Raw genomic sequence first — 19,331 nt, forward strand, 5'->3', positions numbered from 1 at the left:
TCGTCCTCTCTTTCCAGGCGCGGGTGGGTGGAGTTGGTCATGGCGTCAGTTGCCGCCGAGCGTGTTGGGGAGCGTGAGGGACGGCGACGGGCTCGGCGAGGTGGGTGGGTTCGTGGTCGGGCTCGTCGTCGGGGTGGCCGGTGGCTGGACCACAAGGTAGGTGACCGTGATCGTCGTCCCCGGATCGAGCGGGCCGCTCGGCGTGACCCCGGTGACGGCCCCCATCGTGCCCGTCTGGGCGGCGACGGGGTTGAGGAAGACGTTCATGCCCAGCGTCTCGAGCTCGGTCTTCACCGTAGTGTAGTGCTGCCCGAGGTACGCGGCCTCGATGACGTTCACCTTCGCGGGTGTCGTCGGGGCCTGGGTGGTCCTCGTCGGCGACGCGCTCGTCGGTGTCGGGGTCGTCGGCGTGGGGCTGGGGCTGGTGGGCTGCGTCGGCGACGTCGTGGGCAGCGGCGAGGGGCTGAAGAGGCCTGAATTGGAGAGCCAGACGCCGACCAGGACGAACAGCAGCAGGAGCAGGAGCGCCACGAGCGGCCACGTGAGCGGGCTGCGCTTGCGCTCGGCGCGGCGGGGCTGCTCGGAGATCTCCTCCTCGTCGTCGTCCGCGCCCAGCGGGCCCGCGGCCAAGGGGCCGTAGCCGGGTCGGCCGCCGTCGTCCTCCCCGCTCTGGGCGGTGACGACGGGCAGCGCGGAGGTCGCCGCGGTGCCGCCGCGCGCGGCGTGGGCGGCCGCGGCGCCCGCCGCGAGCCCGGCCCCGCCGACGACGGCGGTCGGCGCCGTCGGTTGCCCCATTCTGCCTGTGGCTTGAGTCATCGGCTCCGTCGCGTCCTCGTGGAGGAGCATGCCCGGGACGGCAGCGCGCGCGGCCGCGACGTCGCCGCGGCGGATCGCCTCGGCGGCCTCGGCGAGCTTGATCGCGTTGGCCGGGCGGTTCCGCGGGTCCTTCGCGAGCATCGACATCAGCAGGGCGCGCACCGGGGCGGGCAGCTGCTCGGGCAGGGGCGGGGGAGCGTCGTTGACCTGGGCCAGCGCGATCGCGATCTGGCTCTCGCCGGAGAACGGCCGGTGGCCCGTGAGGCATTCGTAGCCGATCACGCCGAGCGAGTAGATGTCGCTCGAGCCGGTGGCCTGCTGGCCCGTGGCCTGCTCGGGCGCGAGGTACTGCGCCGTGCCCATGACCTGGCCGGTCTGGGTCAGGGGCACCTGGTCGGCGAGGCGGGCGATGCCGAAGTCGGTGACCTTGACCTTGTGCTCGGGCGTGATGAGCAGGTTGCCCGGCTTGACGTCGCGGTGCACGAGCCCCTGGCCGTGGGCCACGGCGAGGGCGCGCGCGGTCTGGGCGATGATGTTGAGCGTCCGGTCGGGGGAGAGCACGCGCTCGCGCTCGAGGATCGCGCTCAGCGGCTCGCCCGGGACGAGCTCCATCACGAGGTACGCCGAGGCATCGGCCTCGCCGTAGTCGAAGACGTTCGCGATGCCGTTGTGGTTCAGCAGGGCCGTGTGCCGGGCCTCATTGCGGAAGCGCTCGAGGAAGCCCGGGTCGCCGGCGTACTCCTCTTTGAGGATCTTGATCGCGACGATCCGGCCCAGTACCGCGTCGCGGGCCTTCCACACCTCGCCCATCCCACCGATGGCGATCCGGCTCTGCAGCTGGTACCTGCCGCCCAAGGTGATGCCCGACGTCGGTCTCACTTCTTCAACACCGCCTCAAAGATCTTGCTAGCACTCGGACTGGTCAACTTTGCTCCCGTCTGGACGTTGACGCCCTCCATGACGACGGTCACCTGCACCTGGGGGTCGTCCGCCGGCGCGAACCCCGTGAACCAGGAGTTGTTCAGGCCAGAGGCGCCGAGCTCGGCCGTGCCGGTCTTGCCGGCGACCTTGACGCCCCGCACCGCCGCGCCGGTGCCGATCCCGGAGGAGACCACGTTGGACATCCACTCCGTGATCTGCCGCGCGATCTCGGGGCTCGTGGACGTGCGGAGGACCTCGGGCTTCGGCTCCGAGACGACCCGCAGGTCCGGCGCCCGCACGGTCCTGACGAGCGTGGGCTTCATCTGGACGCCGCCGTTGGCGATCGCGCTCGTCATGAGGGCGATCTGCAGTGGGGAGGCCTTGACGTCGAACTGGCCGATCGCCGACTGCGCGAGCTGGGCCTCGTCGAGGTTCTCGGGGAACACCCCGGGCGAGTAGTCGAGGTGCAGCTGGTCCCCCGCGTCCTCGCCGAAGCCGAACGCGGCGGCCTGCTTGGCGATCGCGTCCTGCCCGAGGTCCAGGGCGATCGAGGCGAACGGCGTGTTGCAGGACTGCTCGAGGGCGAACGAGAAGCTCGCCTCGGAGCGCGTGTAGCAGTTGCCGCCCGCGTAGTTCGGCAGCTTCGCGGTGCTGCCCGGCAGGGTCATCTCTGCTGGGTTGGGCAGCGTCGAGTCCGCGGTGTACTTGCCGGAGGCGAGGGCCGCGGCCGTGTCGACGATCTTGAACACCGAGCCGGGCGCGAGGAGCCCGCCCGTGGGGCCGCTTACCCCCTGGTTGAGGTTGATGCCCGGGAGCTTCTGCAGCTCGCCCATGGCCTCCTGCGCTGCGGCCCGGTCGTGGGTGGCGACGGTGTTCGGGTCGTAGCTGGGCTTGGAGACCATCGCGAGGATGGCGCCGGTCTTGGGGTTCGTGACGACGATCGAGCCCCGCTGCCCGTCGGGGATGAGGCTGTGCGCGAGGGCCTGGATCTCGGGGTCGATCGTGAGCTCGACGGAGGCGCCCTTGGGCTGCTGGCCGAGGAAGAGCTGCCGGAGCCGGTCCATGAGCAGCTGATCGGCCTGGCCCGTGAGGGTCTGGTTCATGGTGTTCTCGAGGCCGGTGGAGCCGAACACATTGGAGTAATACCCCGTGATGCCCGCGTACAGCGCCGGATCGGTCGGGTATGTGCGCTGGAATTCGCACGAGTCCGAGCCGCTCTCGACCGACTGCGCGATCGGCTTGCCGGCGACGAGGATCGCCCCCCGGTCCTGGCAGAAGGTCTGCAGGATCGCCCGGTTGTTCCACGGGTTGTTGGCCAGCTCGTCCGCCCCGATCACCTGGACGTAGCTGATCGAGCCGAGGATGAGGGCGAACATGGACGCGACGGCGATCCATGCGTTCCTGATGGCCTGGTTCACTTGATCCTCACCGCCTCGGTCCTCGTCTCCTCGATCGCCTTCCGCTGGCCGCGCCCCTTCGCTGTGGGGGTGGACGACGTCGGCGCGTGCCCGGGTGCCTCGTCCGGCCTCCACGGGGTGGTGTCCACAGGGCGCCGGGCGGCGTTCGAGATGACGAGCAGGAGCGCGACGATGATCCAGTTCGCGAGGAGCGACGAGCCGCCCGCGGCGAGGAACGGCGTCGTGAGGCCCGTGAGCGGGATAAGCCGGGTCACGCCGCCGATCACGACGAAGCACTGCAGGCCCATCGCGGCGGAGAGCCCGCACGCGAGGAGCTTGCCGAAGGAGTCCCGGGCGCCGAGCGCCGCGCGGAAGCCGCGGGTGATGAGCAGCCCGTAGCAGAGCACGATCGCGAACAGCCCCACGAGGCCGAGCTCCTCGCCGAACGCGGCGATGATCATGTCCGAGTGCGGGAAGGGCACGAGGTCGGGCCGGCCCTCGCCGAGGCCCGTGCCGAGGAGGCCGCCGTTGGCCATGCCGAACAGGCCCTGCACGATCTGGTAGCTGCCGCCCGGGTCGCGCCCGAAGACCTCGTCCGAGAACGCGTTGAGCCACGAGTCGAGGCGGGATGCCACGTGCGGGAAGATGCGGCCCGCGACGAACCCGCCGACGGCGACGAGGGTCAGGCCGATGAGCACCCAGCTCACGCGGCTCGTGGCCACGTAGATCATGACCATGAACAGGCCGAAGAACAGGATCGAGGAGCCGAGGTCCCGCTGGAAGACGAGCACGCCGATGCTCACGAGCCACGCCGCGAGCATCGGGCCGAGGTCGCGGAAGCGGGGCAGCTGGAGGGGACCGAGGCGCCGGCCCGCGAGCAGGATGAGGTCCCGGTTCGTGGAGAGGTAGCCGGCGAAGAACACCGCAAGGGTGATCTTCGCGACCTCGCCCGGCTGGAAGGTCGCGGGGCCGAGCCGGATCCAGACCTGGGCGCCGTTGATCTCGCCGGCCGTCAGGCCGGGCACGAGCGGCATGACGAGCAGCACCGCGCTGACGATGAGCGAGATGTACGTGTACCGGCGGAGGAACCGGTGGTCGCGCAGGAACCAGATGACCGCCGCCGCGAGGGCCATCCCGAGCAGGGTCCAGCGCACCTGGGCGTTGCCGTACTCGGTCTGGGCCGTGTCGAGCCGGTGGATCATGGCGAGCCCGAGGCCGTTGAGCGTCACGACCAGCGGAAGGATGAGCGGATCGGCATACTTCGAGCGGAAGCGCAGCACAATGTGCACCGCCAGGGAGGCGACCGTCAGGAGGATCGTCTGGAGCCAGAAGTCGCCCTCGAAGGACGTGCCGTTGTGCAGGCCGGTCATGGCGTTCGCGCCCACGGCGACGGCCAGCGCGAGCAGAAGGAGCGCGAGCTCCGCGTTGCGCCGGGACCTCTGCACGGTGTCGACGCCGCTCATCGGGTGCCTCCCAGGCAGGGGTCGGGGGTGGTGGTCGGGCTCGGGGTGGCTGCCGTCCCCTCGGGTGCCGGCGCGCCGCCCTCGGGCGCCGGGGTGGCGGGCGGGGCGGACGACGGCGCGGCGGGGCTGCCGGTCGCGGCCGGGCCGGGCGTCGCGCCGGAGCCGGGCAGGCAGCCCTGCGGGTCCTCCTGGATCGCGCGGACGGTCTCCTCGGCGCCCTCGAGGCCGTCGACCGGAACGCCCGAGCGCAGGCGCTGCTGCGTGAACGGGCTCAGGGAGTCGACCGAGATGCCCGTGACGGTGTGCACGTGCGAGAGCGGGATGGGGCCGAGCTGCTGGGAGACGCCGTTGTAGATCGCGACGCGGCCGTCGTAGGCGCCCACGTAGTAGCGGGTCTGGGTCCACGCGTAGCCGAACCACAGGCCCAGGATCACGGCGAGGGCCGCGAAGGCGACGAGCCCGATCCGCAGCCAGCGGCGGCCCGGGCGCTCGGCCTCGGCCATCTCCTCGAGCTCCGCCTCGGCCTCGGGGCTGCGGTGGGTGAGCAGGGCGGCGGCCCGCCGGGCGGCCGTGCGGCTCGCGACGGAGGGCAGGGAGCCGGTTTCCGCGGCGGCGGCCGCGGCGCCCACGAGCTCGTGCGGGCGGCTGTCGAGCTCGCGGCGCAGGACCTCCGCGGACAGGTGCGCGCCGAGGTTCGGGTCCGTGACCGGCTCTTCCCGCGCGGGAACAAGGGTGTCCCCGCCCGTTTCGCCGGTCTTCTCTCCCGCCTCGGCGGGGCCGCCGGGAGACGCTGAAGGGCGGGCGGCGGGTTGGCCGTCGGCCTCGCCCCCACTGGCGGCCGCGGCGGCACTGGCGGCCGCGGCGGCGCCAGCCCGGGTTGCGGGTACCGTGGCCTTCGCTGCCGGGGCCTTTGCGCCGGGTGACCCGGCCGCGCCGGTCTGGGCTGCGGGGACCGCGCCGGTCGTGGGTGCCGGGGCGGCGCCGTTCTGGGCCGAGGGGACCGCGCCGGCGGTGGCTGCCGGGGCGGCGCCCGCCGGGGCTGGGGCGGCGGGGGCCTTCCCGGCGGGAACGGCCGAACCCTCGGTAGGCCGCGGCTTCTCGGCCGCGGCTGCGGAGGTCACGGGCGTGCGCGCGGCCGCCGCTGCGGTGAGCGGGGCGGCGGCGGGCGGCTGCGCCGGAGCCTGGCGCGCGCCGTCGTCCGGCTCCGCTCCGACCACGTCGGCGACGATGACCGTCACGTTGTCGGGCGCGCCGGCGGCGAGCGTGAGCTCGATGAGGCGGTCGGCGCACTCGGCGAGGTCGTCGGTCTCCCGGAGGGTGCGCTCGACGATCGGCAGCGGGACGTAGTTGAGCCCGTCGGAGCACAGGAGCCAGCGCTCGCCCTCGACGGCGTCGAACGTGTCGAGGTCGAGCTCGGGGCTCGCGTCCACGTCGCCGAGGACGCGCATGAGCACGTTCTTGTGCGGGTGGGTCTCGGCCTCCTCGGGCCGCAGGCGGCCCTCGTTGATGAGCCGCTGGACGAAGGTGTGGTCGGTGCTGACCTGATCGAGGTGGGTCCCGCGCAGCCGGTAGGCGCGCGAGTCGCCGATGTGCGCGAACGCGAACGTCCCGCCCGAGAGCAGGATCGCCGTCACGGTCGTGCCCATCCCCGCGAGCAGGGGGTTCGCCGCCACGAGCTCGGAGAGGAGCGCGTTGGCCGTCTGGATCTCGTCCGCGAGCTGGGTCTCCGCCTCGTCCCCGGTGTAGTCGCCGCGGTCGAGGTGGATCAGGTCCAGGACCGTCGAGGCGCTCGCGACGTCGCCGCCAGCGTGCCCGCCCATGCCGTCGGCGACGACCGCGAGATGACGGCCCGCATAGGCGGAGTCGTCATTCTTCGAGCGGAGCCGGCCCACATCGGAGCGGGCCGCGAAGCGGAGGACAAGCTGGGGTTCAGCCAAGATCAGGGCCTCAACTCGATCACGGTCTTGCCGATGCGGATCGGCACGCCCAGGTCGACGGGCTGGGCGCGGGTGAGCTGTCGGTCGGAGAGGTAGGTGCCGTTGGTGGAGCCGAGGTCCTCGATGAACCACCGGCTGCCCTGCGGGAAGAGGCGCGCGTGGCGGCCCGAGGCGTAGTCGTCCTCGAGGACGAGGGTGGCCTCCTGGGCGCGGCCGAGGAGGATCGGGCTGTCGGCCAGATGCATGGTCGTGCCGGCGAGGGGGCCCTCGACCACGATGAGCTGGCGGGCCTGCTGGCGCGCGGGCGGCTCGGCGAGCTCCGGGTTGCGGCGGATCTCCCGCGCGCTCGGGGCGCCGGTCCTGTTGCGCCGCCCGATCGCGAGGTCGCGGCGCATGGCCCCCACCACGCTGAAGACCAGGAGCCACAGCAGCAGCAGGAAGCCCAGCCGCAGGGCGGTGAGCGTCAGCTCGTTCACGCGTTTCCTCCCCGGGGTGCCGGAAGCATGCGGAAGACAATCTTGGTCCGGCCCATGCTGATGGTGGAGCCGTCCCTGAGTTCGGCGCTGCCCTGGACACGCTGCCCATTGACGTAGCTGCCGTTGGTCGAGCCGAGGTCGACAGCGCGGGCCTCGCCCGCCTCGACGCGGATTTCGAGGTGGCGGCGGGACACGCCCGTGTCGTCGACGACGATGTCCGCCTCGGACGAGCGGCCCAGAACCACCGACTCGGAGTTCAGGGAGTACCGCTGGCCCTCGATCTCGAGGACCGGCGTGAGCCGGACGGGCGCCCGCGACGGGGCGGGCGGCGCCGTCGGGCGGCGGGCCTCGCCCTTCTCGGTGCGCGAGACGACCTCGAACTCGCCGGCACGCAGGGCGGAGTCGTTGCGGAACGAGAACCGCACGGCGCCCTGGAGGGTGTAGCTCTGGGAGCGGGCGTGCTTGACCGCGACGTCGCACAGCTCCTCGGCCAGGGCCTCGCCCCATTCGCGGGCGCGCTCGAAGTCGGCGTCGGAGAGGTGCGCCTCGAAGACGTTCGGGGCGAGAGTGCGGCCCTGGCTGATGGCAAAGGCCTTGTGGTCCATTTCGCGGCGCAGCCGGCTCGCGATTTCGACCGGCTGGACCTGGCCCTTGGAGCCCGTGGAGAAGACACCGTGGACGGCCTTCTCGATGCCGCGCTCGAGCCTGTCGAGCAGTCCCATGGCCCCTCCTCTCGGCGTTGTTCGCTCATGCCTGCAGACGTGATTCGGCGTCCGCACGGGCCGCCATGGCCGCGCGCAGTCCTGTGACGATAGTAGTCGGACCGTCTGGGTGAGAGCCCAATGCGCCGGTACCGTCCCGGTAACGATGGATGCGCTGCGCCCGTGACCACGCGGGATTCCGGCCGTCGCCGGGCCGGGCCGATTTCGCAATCGGCTGCGGGCTCGGCTATGCTGGTTCTCGCTGCTTTCGCACCCACGGGTTCCGCAAGGGATCTGCAGGGGTTTCGGGAGTGCCGCGCGCGAGTGGCGGAACGGCAGACGCGCTGGCTTCAGGTGCCAGTGTCCGAAAGGGCGTGCGGGTTCAAATCCCGCCTCGCGCACAGCAAAGGGCCCCGGTCTCACGACCGGGGCCCTTTCGCGTTGCCCATTCGACGAGGGGGATATGCCAATTCGGTCTTCCCCTACGACACCTCTCGGAGCGCGATCGGCCGGATCACCACCCGCAGCGGCGTGATGACCCAGCGCTTGCCGGTGGCCCGGAACTCCTCGCGGGTCGCGAACTCGTACAGCGCCGCGCGGGCCCGCACCCAGCGCGGCCGCTCGCCGTCGAACGGGTCCTCGCGCAGGAGCTTGAGCGTCGCCGGATCGGCCAGCAGGAGCTTCATGAGGAACTCGTAGAACCAGTCCTCGTGCACGGTGCGCAGCGGCAGGAACCACATGAGCCAGTCGAGCCGCAGGTGGTACGGCGCCCACTGCCGCGGGATCCGGCCGGGCTCGCCCGGCTTTCCGCGGAAGCGGTACTCGCGCCACTCGGCGTCCCCCGCGGGCACCTCGTCGAGCGTGCCCTCGACGACGATCTCGACTCGGTTCTTCGTCACTGACCCGAATGCCCCGTACGTGTTCACGAGCTGCCAGCGGTTGAAGGCCGCATTCATGAGCTGGTGCTTCGAGACGAGGTTCTTCGCCGGCCACCACGAGAGCGCCACAAGCAGCGCCGACGCGGCGAGCACGACGGCGACCCACACCCAGGCGACCCAGTCGCCGTCGGCGGGCCACGCCGTCGTCCGCCAGCCGCCCGCGGCAGGCGAGAGATCCTCCGGGACGAATGGCAGGACGGCGTGCACGGCAGGGTCGCTCACGGCGGCGAACGCGAGCACGATCGCGGACCAGTTGAGCCACGCGAAGTTCCCCGAGGCCACGAGCCACAGCTGCGTCGCGATCACGACCGCGGCAGCGGCCGAGCCCACGGGCTGCGGGAAGAAGAGGAGGAACGGCACGACGAGCTGGGCGAAGTGGTTCCCCACGACCTCGACGCGGTGCACCCACTTCGGCAGGAGGTGGAACTGGCGGCTCAGCGGGCCGGGCATGGGCTGGGTCTCGTGGTGGAAGTAGAGCGCGGTGAGGTTGCGCCACTCCTCGCCGCCGCGGATCTTGATCATCCCCGCACCGAACTCGAGCCGGAACACGAGCCACACGAGCAGGATCAGGACCGGCGCGGGCGGCGGCACCTGGTCCGAGCCCAGGAACGCGACCGTGAACCCCGCCTCGAGCAGGAGCATCTCCCAGCCGAAGCCGTAGAACGTCTGCCCCACGTTCACGATCGACATGTACAGCCCCCACAGCGCCAGGAACGCCGCGAGCGGGAGCCACCACGGCCCGAGCTGCGGGATCCCGAGGACGAGCAGCGCCGAGACCGCGAGGCCCGTGGCGCACACCCCGCGGAAGAGCGCGTCCGAGTAGCGGAAGCGGAACAGGCTCGGCCGGCCCAGGCGGTGGAAGCCGCGCACGTACTCCGGGACCGGGAGCAGCCCGCGCTCGCCGAGCAGTGCCGGGAACTGGTTGAGCGAGGACAGGAACGCGACCAGGAACAGCGCCGCGACGCCGCGCTGGAGCACGGTCCGCGCGATCTCGTAGTCCTCGGCGGCGAACCAGCCGGCGAACCCTGCGGCGAGCCACTCTGCGACCCCGGCCGCCTCGTCCATTCTTCAACGCTACGCCCGCAGTGCGCGGGCGGGGAGAGGCGGTAGGCTCTTCACCGCCGTGACAGACCCCCAGCCCCGCCCCGCGCCTGACGCGGGCCCCGCGCACGACGGCGGGCCCCCGCCGTCGTCCTCTGTCGCGCCGTCGCGCCTGCCCCCGCCGCGGCGGCCCGCTCGCGCTGCCGGGACGGCCGCCCTCGCGCTCGTCTTTGTCGGAGGCGTGGCCGGGACGCTGTGCCGGTGGGTGCTGGGTGAGACTCTCCCGGCCCCGGGCGGCTGGCCGCTGCCGACCCTGCTCATCAACCTGGCCGGGGCGGTCGCGCTCGGGGCGCTCCTCGAGTCGCTCGCGCGGCGTGGGCCGGACGCCGGGGCGCGGCGGCTCGTGCGGCTCGGGCTCGGGACCGGCTTCCTCGGCGCCTTCACGACGTACTCCGCGCTGGCCCTCGACGGTATGCGGCTCCTGCTCGCTGGCCGGGTCCTCGAGGGCGCCGGGTACCTCGCCGCGACCGTGCTCGGCGGGGCGGCCGCGACCCTCGCCGGCGTCGCGGGGGCGGCGTGGCTGCACCGGGGGGACCGGCGGGGCCTCGCAGCGGAGGCGCACGCAGCGGTGCACCCCCGGCACACGCACCCGCTGCTGGAAAGTGCCCCGGGTTTCGGAAATCGCCCCACGCCACGGGGCGGGGCAGATTCCGAAACGGGGGGCACTCCTTCCGGTCCGGCGCCGTCGTCCGTTCCGAAACCGCCCGACTCGGAGGGAGACCAGCGATGAGCCCGGCAGAGGTGCTGCTCCTCGCGGTGGCTGGCGGGCTGGGGGCGGTCGTGCGGTTCCTGCTCGATACGGCCGTGAGCACGCGGGTCCACACATCCTTGCCCGTCGCGACGGTCGGCATCAACGTCACGGGGTCGTTCGCGCTCGGGCTCGTCGCGGGGCTCGTGCTCGCCGGCGTTGCCGACCCGGGGGTCCAGGCCGTGCTCGGGACGGGGTTCCTCGGCGGCTACACGACGTTCAGCACGGCGAGCTACCAGAGCGTGAGCCTCGCGCTCAGCGGGAAGTGGGCCGCCGCCGTCGTCAACGGGCTCGGGACGCTCGCCGTGAGCCTCGCCGCCGCGCTCGCGGGACTCGCCCTCGCCGGTGCCCTCGCCCCCTAGCCCACCATGCGGGGTCACCTCTCAACGTTGCGGGGTCACCTCTCAACGATGCGGGGTCACGTTCCTGAGATGGCTGGCCAATGTCCGGCCATTGACCCCGCATCTTAGGGAAGTGACCTCGCATCGTAGGGAGGTGACCCTGCATCGCTGGGAGGTGACCCCGCATCCCAGGGACGTGACCCCGGATCGGCTAGGGGCGGCGCAGGCCCCGAAGCACGACGACGGCGGCGCCCGCCATGAGCGTCGCGCCGATCGCAGCCGTGTAGACGACGCCGGAGTCGAAGGCCTGGTGCGCCGAGGCGAGGAGCTCCGCGGCGGCGTCGGCCGGCAGCAGGTGCGCGGCCTCGACGGCGCCGCCGAGCGTCTCCCGCGCGCGGTCCGCGGCCTCGGCGGGGAGCCCGGACGGGACCTCGACCCGGAGCCTGTACGCCGCGCCGAGGATGCTGCCGAGCACGGCCGTTCCGAGGACGGCCCCGAGCTCGTAGGCCGTCTCCGAGATCGCCGAGGCCGCGCCCGCCTTGGCGGGCGGGACGGAGGCGAGGATGAGATCGTTCGAGAGGGTCTCGGCCAGGCCGACCCCCGCGCCGACGACGGCGAACGCCGCCAGGAGCGAGGGCATCGACCCGTCGTGCCCGAACGCGAGCACGACGCCGTAGCCGGCCGCGTTCACGAGCAGCCCCGCGACCATGACCGACCGCGCCGGGAAGCGCGCGGCGAGCCGCACGGCCGCGAGCCCCGTTGCGACGGTCAGGGCCAGGCCCGGGAGCATGAGCAGGCCGGCCTCGAACGGCTCCTTCCCGGCCACGAGCTGGAGGTGCTGCGAGAGGAAGTACAGGAACCCCACGAGCGAGAAGATGCTGAAGAGGTTCGCCAGCAGCCCCGCGCTGAACACAGGGATGCGGAAGAGCCGCACGTCCAGCATGGGCCGCTCGCGCCGCAGCTGGCGGCGCACGAACGCCCAGCCCAGCCCCGCGCCCGCGGCGAGGACCGCCGCGGCGGGGGCCCCGCCGTCGTGCGCGAGCTCCTTGATCCCGTAGACGATGCCGACGGCGGCGCCCACCACGAGTGCGATGCTCGCCGGGTCAACGGGCGACGGCGCGGGGTCCCGGGACTCGGGCACGAGGACGGGGGCGAGGAGCAGCGCGGGGACGAGCATCGGCACCGCGAGGAGGAACACCGAGCCCCACGCGAAGTGCGAGAGCAGGGCGCCGCCCACGAGGGGCCCGAACGCCGCACCGCCGGAGAACACGGCCGCCCAGATCGCGACGGCGAGGCGGCGCTCGCGGGCGTCCTCGAAGATGTTCCGGATCAGCGACAGGGTCGCCGGCATGATCATCGACCCGAACACGCCGATGAGCGCGCGGGCGCCGATGAGCTGCGCGGGGCTCGTGGCGAACGCGGCGGCGGCTGAGACGGCGGCGAAACCGGTCGCGCCGATGAGAAGGATGCGGCGCCGGCCGATCCTGTCGCCGATCGTGCCCATCGGCACGAGCAGGCCCGCGAGCACGAGCGAGTAGATGTCGATGATCCACAGGATCTCCGTCGCGCTCGGGCCGAGCGCGAGCGTGATCGAGGGGACGGCGAAGCTCAGCACTGTGTTGTCGACGGCGATCAGCAGCACCGGGAACATGAGTGCCGCGAGGGCGAGCCAGCGGCGGGCGGCCCCTGTTCCGGTGGGGCGGACGACGGCGGGCGCTGCCGTGCGCTTGCGGCTCGCCGCTGCCTGGGGTGCGGTGCGGCGGGGTGCTGTCTGGGTCATGGCTGCTCCTTGGGATCCGTCATAACTGTACCGGCTGGACGGTATAGATACAATGCGACGTAGAGTGGCCGTATGCCCAGACCCCCCAAGGCCCGCGACGCCCTCCTGGCCGCCTACCGCGACCTCCTCGTGAGCGAGGGCGAGCGCGCCGCGACCATGGACGCCGTCGCCGCAAGGGCGGGCGTCTCCAAGGGCGGGCTGCTCTACCACTTCAAGAGCAAGGACGCGCTCGCCGAGGCGCTCCTCGACGCCCTCCGCGCAGCAGCGGCCGAGGACCGGCGGCGGATGGCGGAGGCGCCCGAGGGGCCGTCGAAGTACTTCGTGCGCACGTCCGTGAACTCGGGCACCGATATGGACGCGTTCTTCGTCGCCGCCGTCCGGCTCGCGCAGGCCGGGCATGAGGGCGCGCTCGCGGCCCTCGAGGAGCTCGACGCGGCGTGGCTGGCCCTCATCCGGGCCGAGATCGAGGACCCCGCGCTCGCGACCGCCGTGATGCTCATGGGCGAGGGGCTCTATCACTACTCGTCCCTCGCCGGCGCGTGGCCTGAGAAGTCCTTCGGGACGAGCCTCGGGGAGCTGCTCGGCGTCGTCGACCGGCTTCGGGGGGTTTGAGAGGCGCTGCAGGTGACCCCGCATCGCAGGGAGGTGACCCCCACATCACCGCATGATTTCACGCTCTTGACGCTCGTCATGTGAATGATATCGTTGGGGGCATGACCCAGACGGCATCCCCGCAGGCCGGCGTCCGAGCGATCGAAGAGGGCGTCCGCACCGACTTCCGCGGCGCCATGTCGTACGGCCGCTACCTCGACCTCGACGCGATCCTCCACGCCCAGCATCCGCAGAGCAGCCCGGAGCACCACGACGAGCTGCTCTTCATCGTCCAGCACCAGACGAGCGAGCTCTGGCTCAAGCTCGTCCTCCACGAGCTGCTCGAGGCCCGACGGCTCCTGGACGCCAACGACCTCGGCAAGGCCCTCAAGTGCCTCGCCCGCGTCAAGGCCATCCAGCGCACCCTCACGGAGCAGTGGTCCGTCCTCGGCACGCTCACGCCCCGGGAGTACGCGCAGTTCCGCGGCGCGCTCGGCAGCTCCTCGGGCTTCCAGTCGTATCAGTACCGCGCGATCGAGTTCGTGCTCGGCAACAAGCACTCCCGGATGCTCGAGGTGTTCTCGAGCGAGCCCGAGGCCCACGCCCTCCTCGCTGCGATCCTCGGCGAGCCCACCGTCTACGATGCGTTCCTGCGCCTTGTGGCCCGCGCCGGCTATGCCGTCCCCGAGGACATCCTGACCCGGGACGTGACCCAGCCGTGGACCTTCCGCGAGGACCTCGTCCCCGTCTTCCAGCGCATCTACGAGGAGGACGAGACGCCGTGGGGCCTCTACGAGGCGTGCGAGGACCTCGTGGACCTCGAGGACAACTTCCAGGCCTGGCGCTTCCGCCACCTGCGCACGGTCCAGCGGACCATCGGCTTCAAGCGCGGCACGGGCGGCTCCTCAGGGGTCGACTTCCTCAAGCGCGCCCTCGATCTGACCTTCTTCCCCGAGCTCTACGCCGTCCGCACGGCGATCGGCTCCTGAGCCCGAGGATCCCCCATGACGCAGCAAGTGGCTCTTGACACCGCGGCCCTCGACGCCGCGGCCCTCGATGCCGCCGATCCGCTCGCGAGCTTCCGCGACCGCTTCCTGATGCCGGACGCCGCCCACGGCGGCCCCGTCGTCGCGTACCTCGACGGCAACTCTCTGGGCCGGCCGCTTGCCGTGACGGCCGAGCGGCTCGCCGAGTTCACCGCTGGCCCGTGGGGCAACCGCCTCATCCGCGCGTGGGACGAGCAGTGGATGGCCGAGCCGGTGCGCCTCGGGGACCGCCTCGGCGAGATCGTGCTCGGCGCGGGATTGGGGCAGACCGTCGTCGCGGACTCGACGTCGGTCATGATCTACAAGCTCGTCCGCGGGGCCCTCGACGCCCAGATGGCGCAGGATCCCGCCCGGAACGAGATCGTGATCGACCGCGAGAACTTCCCCACGGACCGCTTCCTTGTCGAGGGCATCGCCGCCGAGCGCGGCGCATCCATCCGCTGGATCGAGCCCGACCCGGACGCGGGGGTGCGCCCCGCCGACGTCGAAGCCGCGCTCTCGCCGCGCACCTCCGTCGTCCTCCTAAGCCACGTTGCCTACCGCTCCGGGTTCATGGCCGACGCCGCCGCGATCACGGACGCCGTGCATCGCGCCGGCGCGCTCGTCGTCTGGGACCTCTGCCACTCGGCCGGGTCGGTGCCGGTCGAGCTCGATGCGTGGGGCGCGGACCTCGCCGTCGGCTGCACCTACAAGTACCTCAACGGCGGCCCCGGCTCGCCCGCGTTCGGCTACGTGCGGCGCGAGCTGCAGGACCGGCTGGCCCAGCCGATCTGGGGCTGGATGGGCGCCGCCGACCCGTTCGGCATGACCGAGTCCTACACGCCGGCGGCCGGGATCCGCCGGTTCATCACGGGCACCCCGCCGATCCTCGCGATGCAGCCGCTCAAGGCCATGGTCGAGCTCATCGCCGAGGCGGGGATGGACGCCGTCCGGGCCAAGTCGATCCGGCTCACCGAGTTCGCCGCGGCGCTGAGCGACGAGCTCCTGGCCCCGCTCGGCGTCGAGCTCGCGAGCCCGCGCGACCCGGCCGAGCGCGGGTCGCACTTCACGCTCAACCACCCGCGCTTCCGCGAGGCCACGGCGGTGCTGTGGGAGCGGGGGGTCATCCCGGACTTCCGGCCGCCCCACGGGCTGCGCGTCGGGCTTTCGCCGCTGAGCACCTCGTTCGCCGAGGTGCGGGCAGGGATCGAGGCGGTCCGGGACGCGCTCATCGAACTGGCATGATCGGCCGAACTCTCGTGACAGGCCACGCGCGCGAGGCCGGGGGAGTCGCCGGCCAGACGACCCGGTCGCCCGGCGGCGTCGGACCGGTGGACGTCGCGCATGCGCCGACGGATATCGTCCAGGCCCTGCCCCGCGTCGCCGACGACATGGTCTCGCGGCCCGGCAGCGCGGTCTCGCTCCTGCGCACCGTCGTGGGCGTGTACCTGCGCGAGGCCGGCGGCTGGATGCCCACCGGCGCGTTCCTGGCCCTTCTCGGCGCGCTCGGCGTCCCCGTCCCGCAGGCGCGCACGGCGCTGAGCCGGGTCAAGCAGCGCGGCCTCCTCCAGGCGGAGGCGCACGACGGCGTCGCCGGGCTCGCCCTTGCCCCAGGCGCCGGGGCGATGCTCGCCTGCGGGGACCGCCGCATCCACGAGCCGCGCAGCATGGCGGCCGACGGCGAGTGGTGCCTCATCGTGTTCTCCATCCCGGAGGCGATGCGCGACGCCCGGCACCAACTGCGGAAGCAGCTCACGTGGATCGGCTGCGGGACGGTCGAGGCCGGCGTATGGATCTGCCCCGACTTCCTGCGCGGAGAGGTCGAGGACGTCGTCGCCGGGCTCGGGCTGTCCGGGCACGTCGTGCTGTTCACGGCCCGCGGCCTGCCCGCGGGGCCCGTCGCCGCGGGGCAGGTGGGCCAATGGTGGGACCTCGAGGGGATCGCGCACCTGCACAGGGCGTTCCTCGAGGGACAGTCCGGGGTGCCGGAGGGCAGCGCGGGCGCGGCCGAGAGCTTCGCGGCCTACGTCGGCTGCATCGATGCGTGGCGCGTCATCCCGTACCTCGACCCTGGGCTCCCCGCCGAGCTCCTCCCCGACGACTGGCCCGGTCCCGAGTGCATCGCCCTGTTCCGCCGCATCCGCGAGGCCCACGCCGGGCCAGCGCGGGACTTCGTGCTCGGCACTCTGGCTTCGGGCGGGGTGCCCGCGGGTCTCGACCCGGCCCGTCTCGGCCACTCCGAGGAGGTCCGGTGACCAGCCAGCCACCCGCCGTCGTGCGTCCCCGCGCGCAGGATCCGGCCGTCCTGCGCTACGGTGACCACCCCGACCAGTGGGTCGAGCTCTGGGACCAGGGCGGGAACGCCGGGAAGGGTCCCGCGCGGGGGCTCGTCCTCCTGGTCCATGGCGGGTACTGGCAGGCGCCCTACACGCTCGACCTCATGCGCCCGATGGCGGCCGACCTCGCGGCGCGCGGCTGGGCCGTGGCCAACATCGAGTACCGGCGCGACGCCGAGGGCCGCTGGCCGGTGCCCGAGGAGGACGTCCGGGCGGCCATCGCCGCCGTGCTCGGGAGCGCGTGGGCAGGCCGCCACGCCGGCCCGCGCGTGTCCCTCGGGCACTCCGTGGGCGGGCAGCTCGCGCTCCTGACCGCGGAGGCGGTCGACGCCGTCGTCGCCCTGGCGCCCGTGACCGACGTGCCGCGGGTATGGCGCGAGGGCCTCGGCCAGGACGCGGCGCGGCGGTACTTCGGCGCGTCGCCGGAGGAGGCGCCGGGCGCGTATGCTGCGGCGTCCCCGCTTGCGCGGCTGCCGTTGGGGCGGCCCGCGCTCGTCGTCCAGGGCGACGCCGACGATCGGGTCCCGCTCGGCCACTCCCTCGCGTACGCGGCGGCCGCCGAGGTCGCGGGCGACGCCGTGCTGCTCGAGGTGCACGCGGGCGCGGACCACTTCGTCGTCATCGATCCTGCGTGGGAGGGGTGGGGCGATGTCGTCGAGTGGATGGCCCGGGTCGAGGCCGAGCGGGGCTGAGAGGACTGGTTTCTAGATGGGATCGGGCCAGTTGCCGATGCTGCTCATGTCATTGATCCTGTCCTGGTCTGGTCGCTGACGGCCCGTTCGGCGCGCGGAAGCGCCGACGGAGTGGACCGCCTTGGTGGGCAGACTCGTCCCCTCAGTCGGGGGTGGACCCTGGATCGAACGCGGGGGACGCCGGCACGGTGCCGTGGAACGGCAGCCTGCGGGCGTGGACCAGAAGGAGCGGGGGGAGCAGGAGGGCGGCCGAGAGCAGAGCGAGACTCAGGAGCCCGCCTCCGGAGGGGCCCGCAGTGCCCGAACCCAGCCAGAGCGGCTGGCCGAGCAGCGGGAAGGCCCAAGTGTCGCCGGGGGTCTCGCCGGGCGACCCCCCCGCGGTCGACGGGAGCGCGACCGCGGCCGTCACGGATGAACCCGGCACGGGCCAGCCCCAGACCAGCATCGCGCGCGCCGTGCTCGCCAGGTCGACGGTGCTCGTGGGGTCGACGGACGTCGGGGCGTCGGCGGCCCGAGGCACCGTGGACGCCTCCGCAGGGGGCGCGTCGTCGCCGGGCATGACGCCCGGGAGGGGGGCCACCACGGGCGTCAGTTCGGGAACCGGCACAGGAAGCAGATCGGGCAGAGGAGGCAGGGTCGAGACGGTATTTCCGAGCGTATCGCCCACCGTCGTGATCGCGTCCCCGACGCCCGATGCCGCTCCGCTGACCACGGGTGCTAGCGGCTCCAGCGGGCCGGTCAGCACGTGCTCGGTGACCGACGGCAGCGTCTCCACGGCGCCGGCGAGGGCCGTCGTCGTGCCCTGAACCACTGCCGAGCCCTGATCCGCGGCCGAGCTCGTGGCGGGCGCCACGGCATCCGTGACGGGTTCGAGAACAGAGGATGTCGAGACCGTCGGCGATCCGAGGAGGGCGTCCGCTCCGAGCAGATCGCCCGAGGCCGAGGCCGCGGCGCTGGAGATGAGGAGCCATCCGAGTCCGAGGCCCGTGGCGGCCAGGGCATGCCGCAGGGCGACGAAGGCGCGGGATCGCGCCATTGGTGTCGACGCCATTGCACCCTCCCCCCGGCTCAGGGTCGCGCACGCGATAAAGCCATCGTAGGACCGCTGATGTGAGAGAGCCAGAGCCGGATCAGACAGGAGTGCCCTGCCTGCGACGCCAACTCCAGACTGCCCGGCGGTAGGCTCGTGGGCATGTCCACCGTCGCCGCAGCGGATTCCAAGGCAGCGGCCGCCTCGCCGCGGCACCAGCAGCTCATCGTCACGGTCTTCGGGCTCTATGCCCGCGAGCACGGCGGGGCCCTCCCCGTGGCCGGGCTCGTGCGGCTGCTCGGCGAGCTCGGGGTCGAGGGCGCGGGCGTCCGCTCGGCCGTGTCGCGCCTCAAGAAGCGCGGCGTGCTCGAGAGCGTGAAGCTGGGCAGCGCCGCGGCATACCGGCTGGGTCCGGGCCTCGAGGAGGTCTTCTCCGAGGGCGACGAGCGCATCTTCTCGCCCCGCCGCGCCCGCCCCGAGGACCCGTGGCTGCTCGCCGCCTTCTCCGTCCCGGAGTCCCAGCGCGCCCTGCGCCACCAGATCCGCGCCTCGCTGACGCGGCTCGGCTTCGGCGCCGTATCGCCTGGGCTCTGGATCGCCCCCGTGGTGCTCGAGAAGGAGGCCCGGCGCCGCCTCGCGCGGGCCGGCGCCGGGCAGTACGTGGAGTTCTTCCGCGCCGAGTACGCGGACGACGGCGAGGGGCCAGGGATGCGTGAGCGCGTCGCCGAGTGGTGGGACCTGGACGCGCTCGAGGCGACGTACGTCGACTTCGTGGAGGGCCAGCGCGAGGTGCGCGAGCGCTGGGAGGGCGCGGCCGCGCCGTCGTCCGCGTCCGAGGACGCCGCGGCGTTCGCCGACTACGTCTCCCTCCTCACCCAATGGCGGCGCCTGCCGTACCTCGACCCGGGGCTGCCGGCCGAGTACCTGCCGCCGACCTGGCACGGGATCGTGGCGCAGGAGCTCTTCGCCGCCCTGCGGGCCAAGCTCGAGGGGCCGGCGCGGCGACACGCGGAGGCCGCGCTGGCGGGGTAGACCAGC

General features: G+C 72.9%; 17 protein-coding genes and 1 tRNA gene. 9 read left to right on the forward strand and 9 right to left on the reverse strand.

Annotated elements, in window-relative coordinates; genetic code table 11:
* Positions 1–45 precede the first annotated feature (45 nt).
* The 6 genes from BV907_RS02835 to BV907_RS02860 are packed head-to-tail and all read right to left on the reverse strand — an operon-like array spanning position 46 to position 7,732.
* The gene (locus BV907_RS02835) at positions 46–1,695 is read right to left on the reverse strand and encodes a serine/threonine-protein kinase (RefSeq protein ID WP_077488132.1); all 1,650 of its coding nucleotides are present in this window, start codon (positions 1,693–1,695) and stop codon (positions 46–48) included.
* On the reverse strand, positions 1,692–3,155 hold the full coding sequence (locus BV907_RS02840; protein WP_077488133.1) for a peptidoglycan D,D-transpeptidase FtsI family protein: 1,464 nt from the start codon (positions 3,153–3,155) through the stop codon (positions 1,692–1,694). Before BV907_RS02840 ends, BV907_RS02835 begins: the two co-directional genes overlap by 4 nt.
* Positions 3,152–4,597: an FtsW/RodA/SpoVE family cell cycle protein gene (locus BV907_RS02845; RefSeq protein ID WP_077488134.1), complete on the reverse strand. Its 1,446-nt coding sequence runs from the start codon at positions 4,595–4,597 to the stop codon at positions 3,152–3,154. Before BV907_RS02845 ends, BV907_RS02840 begins: the two co-directional genes overlap by 4 nt.
* Entirely contained in the window at positions 4,594–6,534 is a 1,941-nt protein-coding gene (locus tag BV907_RS02850; RefSeq protein WP_245827757.1) for a PP2C family protein-serine/threonine phosphatase, read from the reverse strand. Before BV907_RS02850 ends, BV907_RS02845 begins: the two co-directional genes overlap by 4 nt.
* Before the next feature lie 2 nt (positions 6,535–6,536).
* A complete protein-coding gene (locus tag BV907_RS02855; protein ID WP_077488135.1) occupies positions 6,537–7,010 on the reverse strand; it encodes an FHA domain-containing protein FhaB/FipA in 474 nt (157 codons plus the stop codon).
* Positions 7,007–7,732, reverse strand: coding sequence for an FHA domain-containing protein (locus tag BV907_RS02860; RefSeq protein WP_077488136.1), 726 nt, complete (start codon positions 7,730–7,732; stop codon positions 7,007–7,009). The genes BV907_RS02855 and BV907_RS02860 overlap by 4 nt, the downstream gene beginning before the upstream one ends.
* Before the next feature lie 297 nt (positions 7,733–8,029).
* Here BV907_RS02860 and BV907_RS02865 point away from each other — a divergent pair.
* A tRNA-Leu gene (locus tag BV907_RS02865) sits at positions 8,030–8,112 on the forward strand.
* Between the two features lie 81 nt (positions 8,113–8,193).
* Here the strand turns inward: BV907_RS02865 and BV907_RS02870 are convergent.
* The gene (locus BV907_RS02870) at positions 8,194–9,714 is read right to left on the reverse strand and encodes a lipase maturation factor family protein (protein ID WP_077488137.1); all 1,521 of its coding nucleotides are present in this window, start codon (positions 9,712–9,714) and stop codon (positions 8,194–8,196) included.
* Between the two features lie 58 nt (positions 9,715–9,772).
* Here BV907_RS02870 and BV907_RS19660 point away from each other — a divergent pair, with 58 nt between their 5' ends.
* Both BV907_RS19660 and crcB read left to right on the forward strand, forming a co-directional pair.
* The gene (locus BV907_RS19660) at positions 9,773–10,480 is read left to right on the forward strand and encodes a CrcB family protein (RefSeq protein ID WP_077488138.1); all 708 of its coding nucleotides are present in this window, start codon (positions 9,773–9,775) and stop codon (positions 10,478–10,480) included.
* Positions 10,477–10,860: a fluoride efflux transporter CrcB gene (gene crcB / locus BV907_RS02880; protein WP_077488139.1), complete on the forward strand. Its 384-nt coding sequence runs from the start codon at positions 10,477–10,479 to the stop codon at positions 10,858–10,860. The genes BV907_RS19660 and crcB overlap by 4 nt, the downstream gene beginning before the upstream one ends.
* A 190-nt stretch (positions 10,861–11,050) precedes the next feature.
* Here the strand turns inward: crcB and BV907_RS02885 are convergent, their stop codons facing one another.
* Positions 11,051–12,619: an MFS transporter gene (locus BV907_RS02885; RefSeq protein ID WP_077488140.1), complete on the reverse strand. Its 1,569-nt coding sequence runs from the start codon at positions 12,617–12,619 to the stop codon at positions 11,051–11,053.
* A gap of 72 nt (positions 12,620–12,691) precedes the next feature.
* On the opposite strand from BV907_RS02885, the gene BV907_RS02890 reads away from it, so the two are divergent.
* The 5 genes from BV907_RS02890 to BV907_RS02910 all read left to right on the forward strand — a co-directional run bounded on the left by BV907_RS02890 (position 12,692) and on the right by BV907_RS02910 (position 17,263).
* Positions 12,692–13,231: a TetR/AcrR family transcriptional regulator gene (locus BV907_RS02890; RefSeq protein ID WP_077488141.1), complete on the forward strand. Its 540-nt coding sequence runs from the start codon at positions 12,692–12,694 to the stop codon at positions 13,229–13,231.
* Between the two features lie 101 nt (positions 13,232–13,332).
* Complete coding sequence (gene kynA, locus BV907_RS02895) at positions 13,333–14,199, forward strand: tryptophan 2,3-dioxygenase (RefSeq protein ID WP_077488142.1); 867 nt, start codon at positions 13,333–13,335, stop codon at positions 14,197–14,199.
* Positions 14,200–14,214: 15 nt separating this feature from the next.
* Positions 14,215–15,480 (forward strand): kynureninase, encoded by a 1,266-nt coding sequence (gene kynU, locus BV907_RS02900; protein ID WP_077488143.1) that lies wholly within the window; start codon positions 14,215–14,217, stop codon positions 15,478–15,480.
* Positions 15,477–16,490: a PaaX family transcriptional regulator gene (locus BV907_RS02905; RefSeq protein ID WP_245827758.1), complete on the forward strand. Its 1,014-nt coding sequence runs from the start codon at positions 15,477–15,479 to the stop codon at positions 16,488–16,490. The genes kynU and BV907_RS02905 overlap by 4 nt, the downstream gene beginning before the upstream one ends.
* A complete protein-coding gene (locus BV907_RS02910; RefSeq protein ID WP_217697876.1) occupies positions 16,487–17,263 on the forward strand; it encodes an alpha/beta hydrolase family protein in 777 nt (258 codons plus the stop codon). Before BV907_RS02905 ends, BV907_RS02910 begins: the two co-directional genes overlap by 4 nt.
* A 142-nt stretch (positions 17,264–17,405) precedes the next feature.
* Here the strand turns inward: BV907_RS02910 and BV907_RS02915 are convergent, their stop codons facing one another.
* Positions 17,406–18,314: a hypothetical protein gene (locus BV907_RS02915; RefSeq protein WP_139346570.1), complete on the reverse strand. Its 909-nt coding sequence runs from the start codon at positions 18,312–18,314 to the stop codon at positions 17,406–17,408.
* A gap of 141 nt (positions 18,315–18,455) precedes the next feature.
* On the opposite strand from BV907_RS02915, the gene BV907_RS02920 reads away from it, so the two are divergent.
* Positions 18,456–19,325: a PaaX family transcriptional regulator gene (locus BV907_RS02920; protein ID WP_077488145.1), complete on the forward strand. Its 870-nt coding sequence runs from the start codon at positions 18,456–18,458 to the stop codon at positions 19,323–19,325.
* Positions 19,326–19,331: the final 6 nt, after the last annotated feature.

Origin of the sequence: Sinomonas mesophila, assembly GCF_001999765.1 — a bacterium.
GTDB classification, from domain to species: Bacteria; Actinomycetota; Actinomycetes; order Actinomycetales; family Micrococcaceae; genus Sinomonas; species Sinomonas mesophila.

Bases quoted from the DNA above. Each gene is read 5' to 3' on its own strand.
- BV907_RS02920 (WP_077488145.1), top strand. From the start codon at position 18,456: ATGTCCACCGTCGCCGCAGCGGATTCCAAGGCAGCGGCCGCCTCGCCG.
- BV907_RS02905 (WP_245827758.1), top strand. From the start codon at position 15,477: ATGATCGGCCGAACTCTCGTGACAGGCCACGCGCGCGAGGCCGGGGGA.
- BV907_RS02845 (WP_077488134.1), bottom strand. From the start codon at position 4,597: ATGAGCGGCGTCGACACCGTGCAGAGGTCCCGGCGCAACGCGGAGCTC.
- kynA (WP_077488142.1), top strand. From the start codon at position 13,333: ATGACCCAGACGGCATCCCCGCAGGCCGGCGTCCGAGCGATCGAAGAG.
- BV907_RS02870 (WP_077488137.1), bottom strand. From the start codon at position 9,714: ATGGACGAGGCGGCCGGGGTCGCAGAGTGGCTCGCCGCAGGGTTCGCC.
- kynU (WP_077488143.1), top strand. From the start codon at position 14,215: ATGACGCAGCAAGTGGCTCTTGACACCGCGGCCCTCGACGCCGCGGCC.
- crcB (WP_077488139.1), top strand. From the start codon at position 10,477: ATGAGCCCGGCAGAGGTGCTGCTCCTCGCGGTGGCTGGCGGGCTGGGG.
- BV907_RS02915 (WP_139346570.1), bottom strand. From the start codon at position 18,314: ATGGCGTCGACACCAATGGCGCGATCCCGCGCCTTCGTCGCCCTGCGG.
- BV907_RS02885 (WP_077488140.1), bottom strand. From the start codon at position 12,619: ATGACCCAGACAGCACCCCGCCGCACCGCACCCCAGGCAGCGGCGAGC.
- BV907_RS02890 (WP_077488141.1), top strand. From the start codon at position 12,692: ATGCCCAGACCCCCCAAGGCCCGCGACGCCCTCCTGGCCGCCTACCGC.
- BV907_RS02860 (WP_077488136.1), bottom strand. From the start codon at position 7,732: ATGGGACTGCTCGACAGGCTCGAGCGCGGCATCGAGAAGGCCGTCCAC.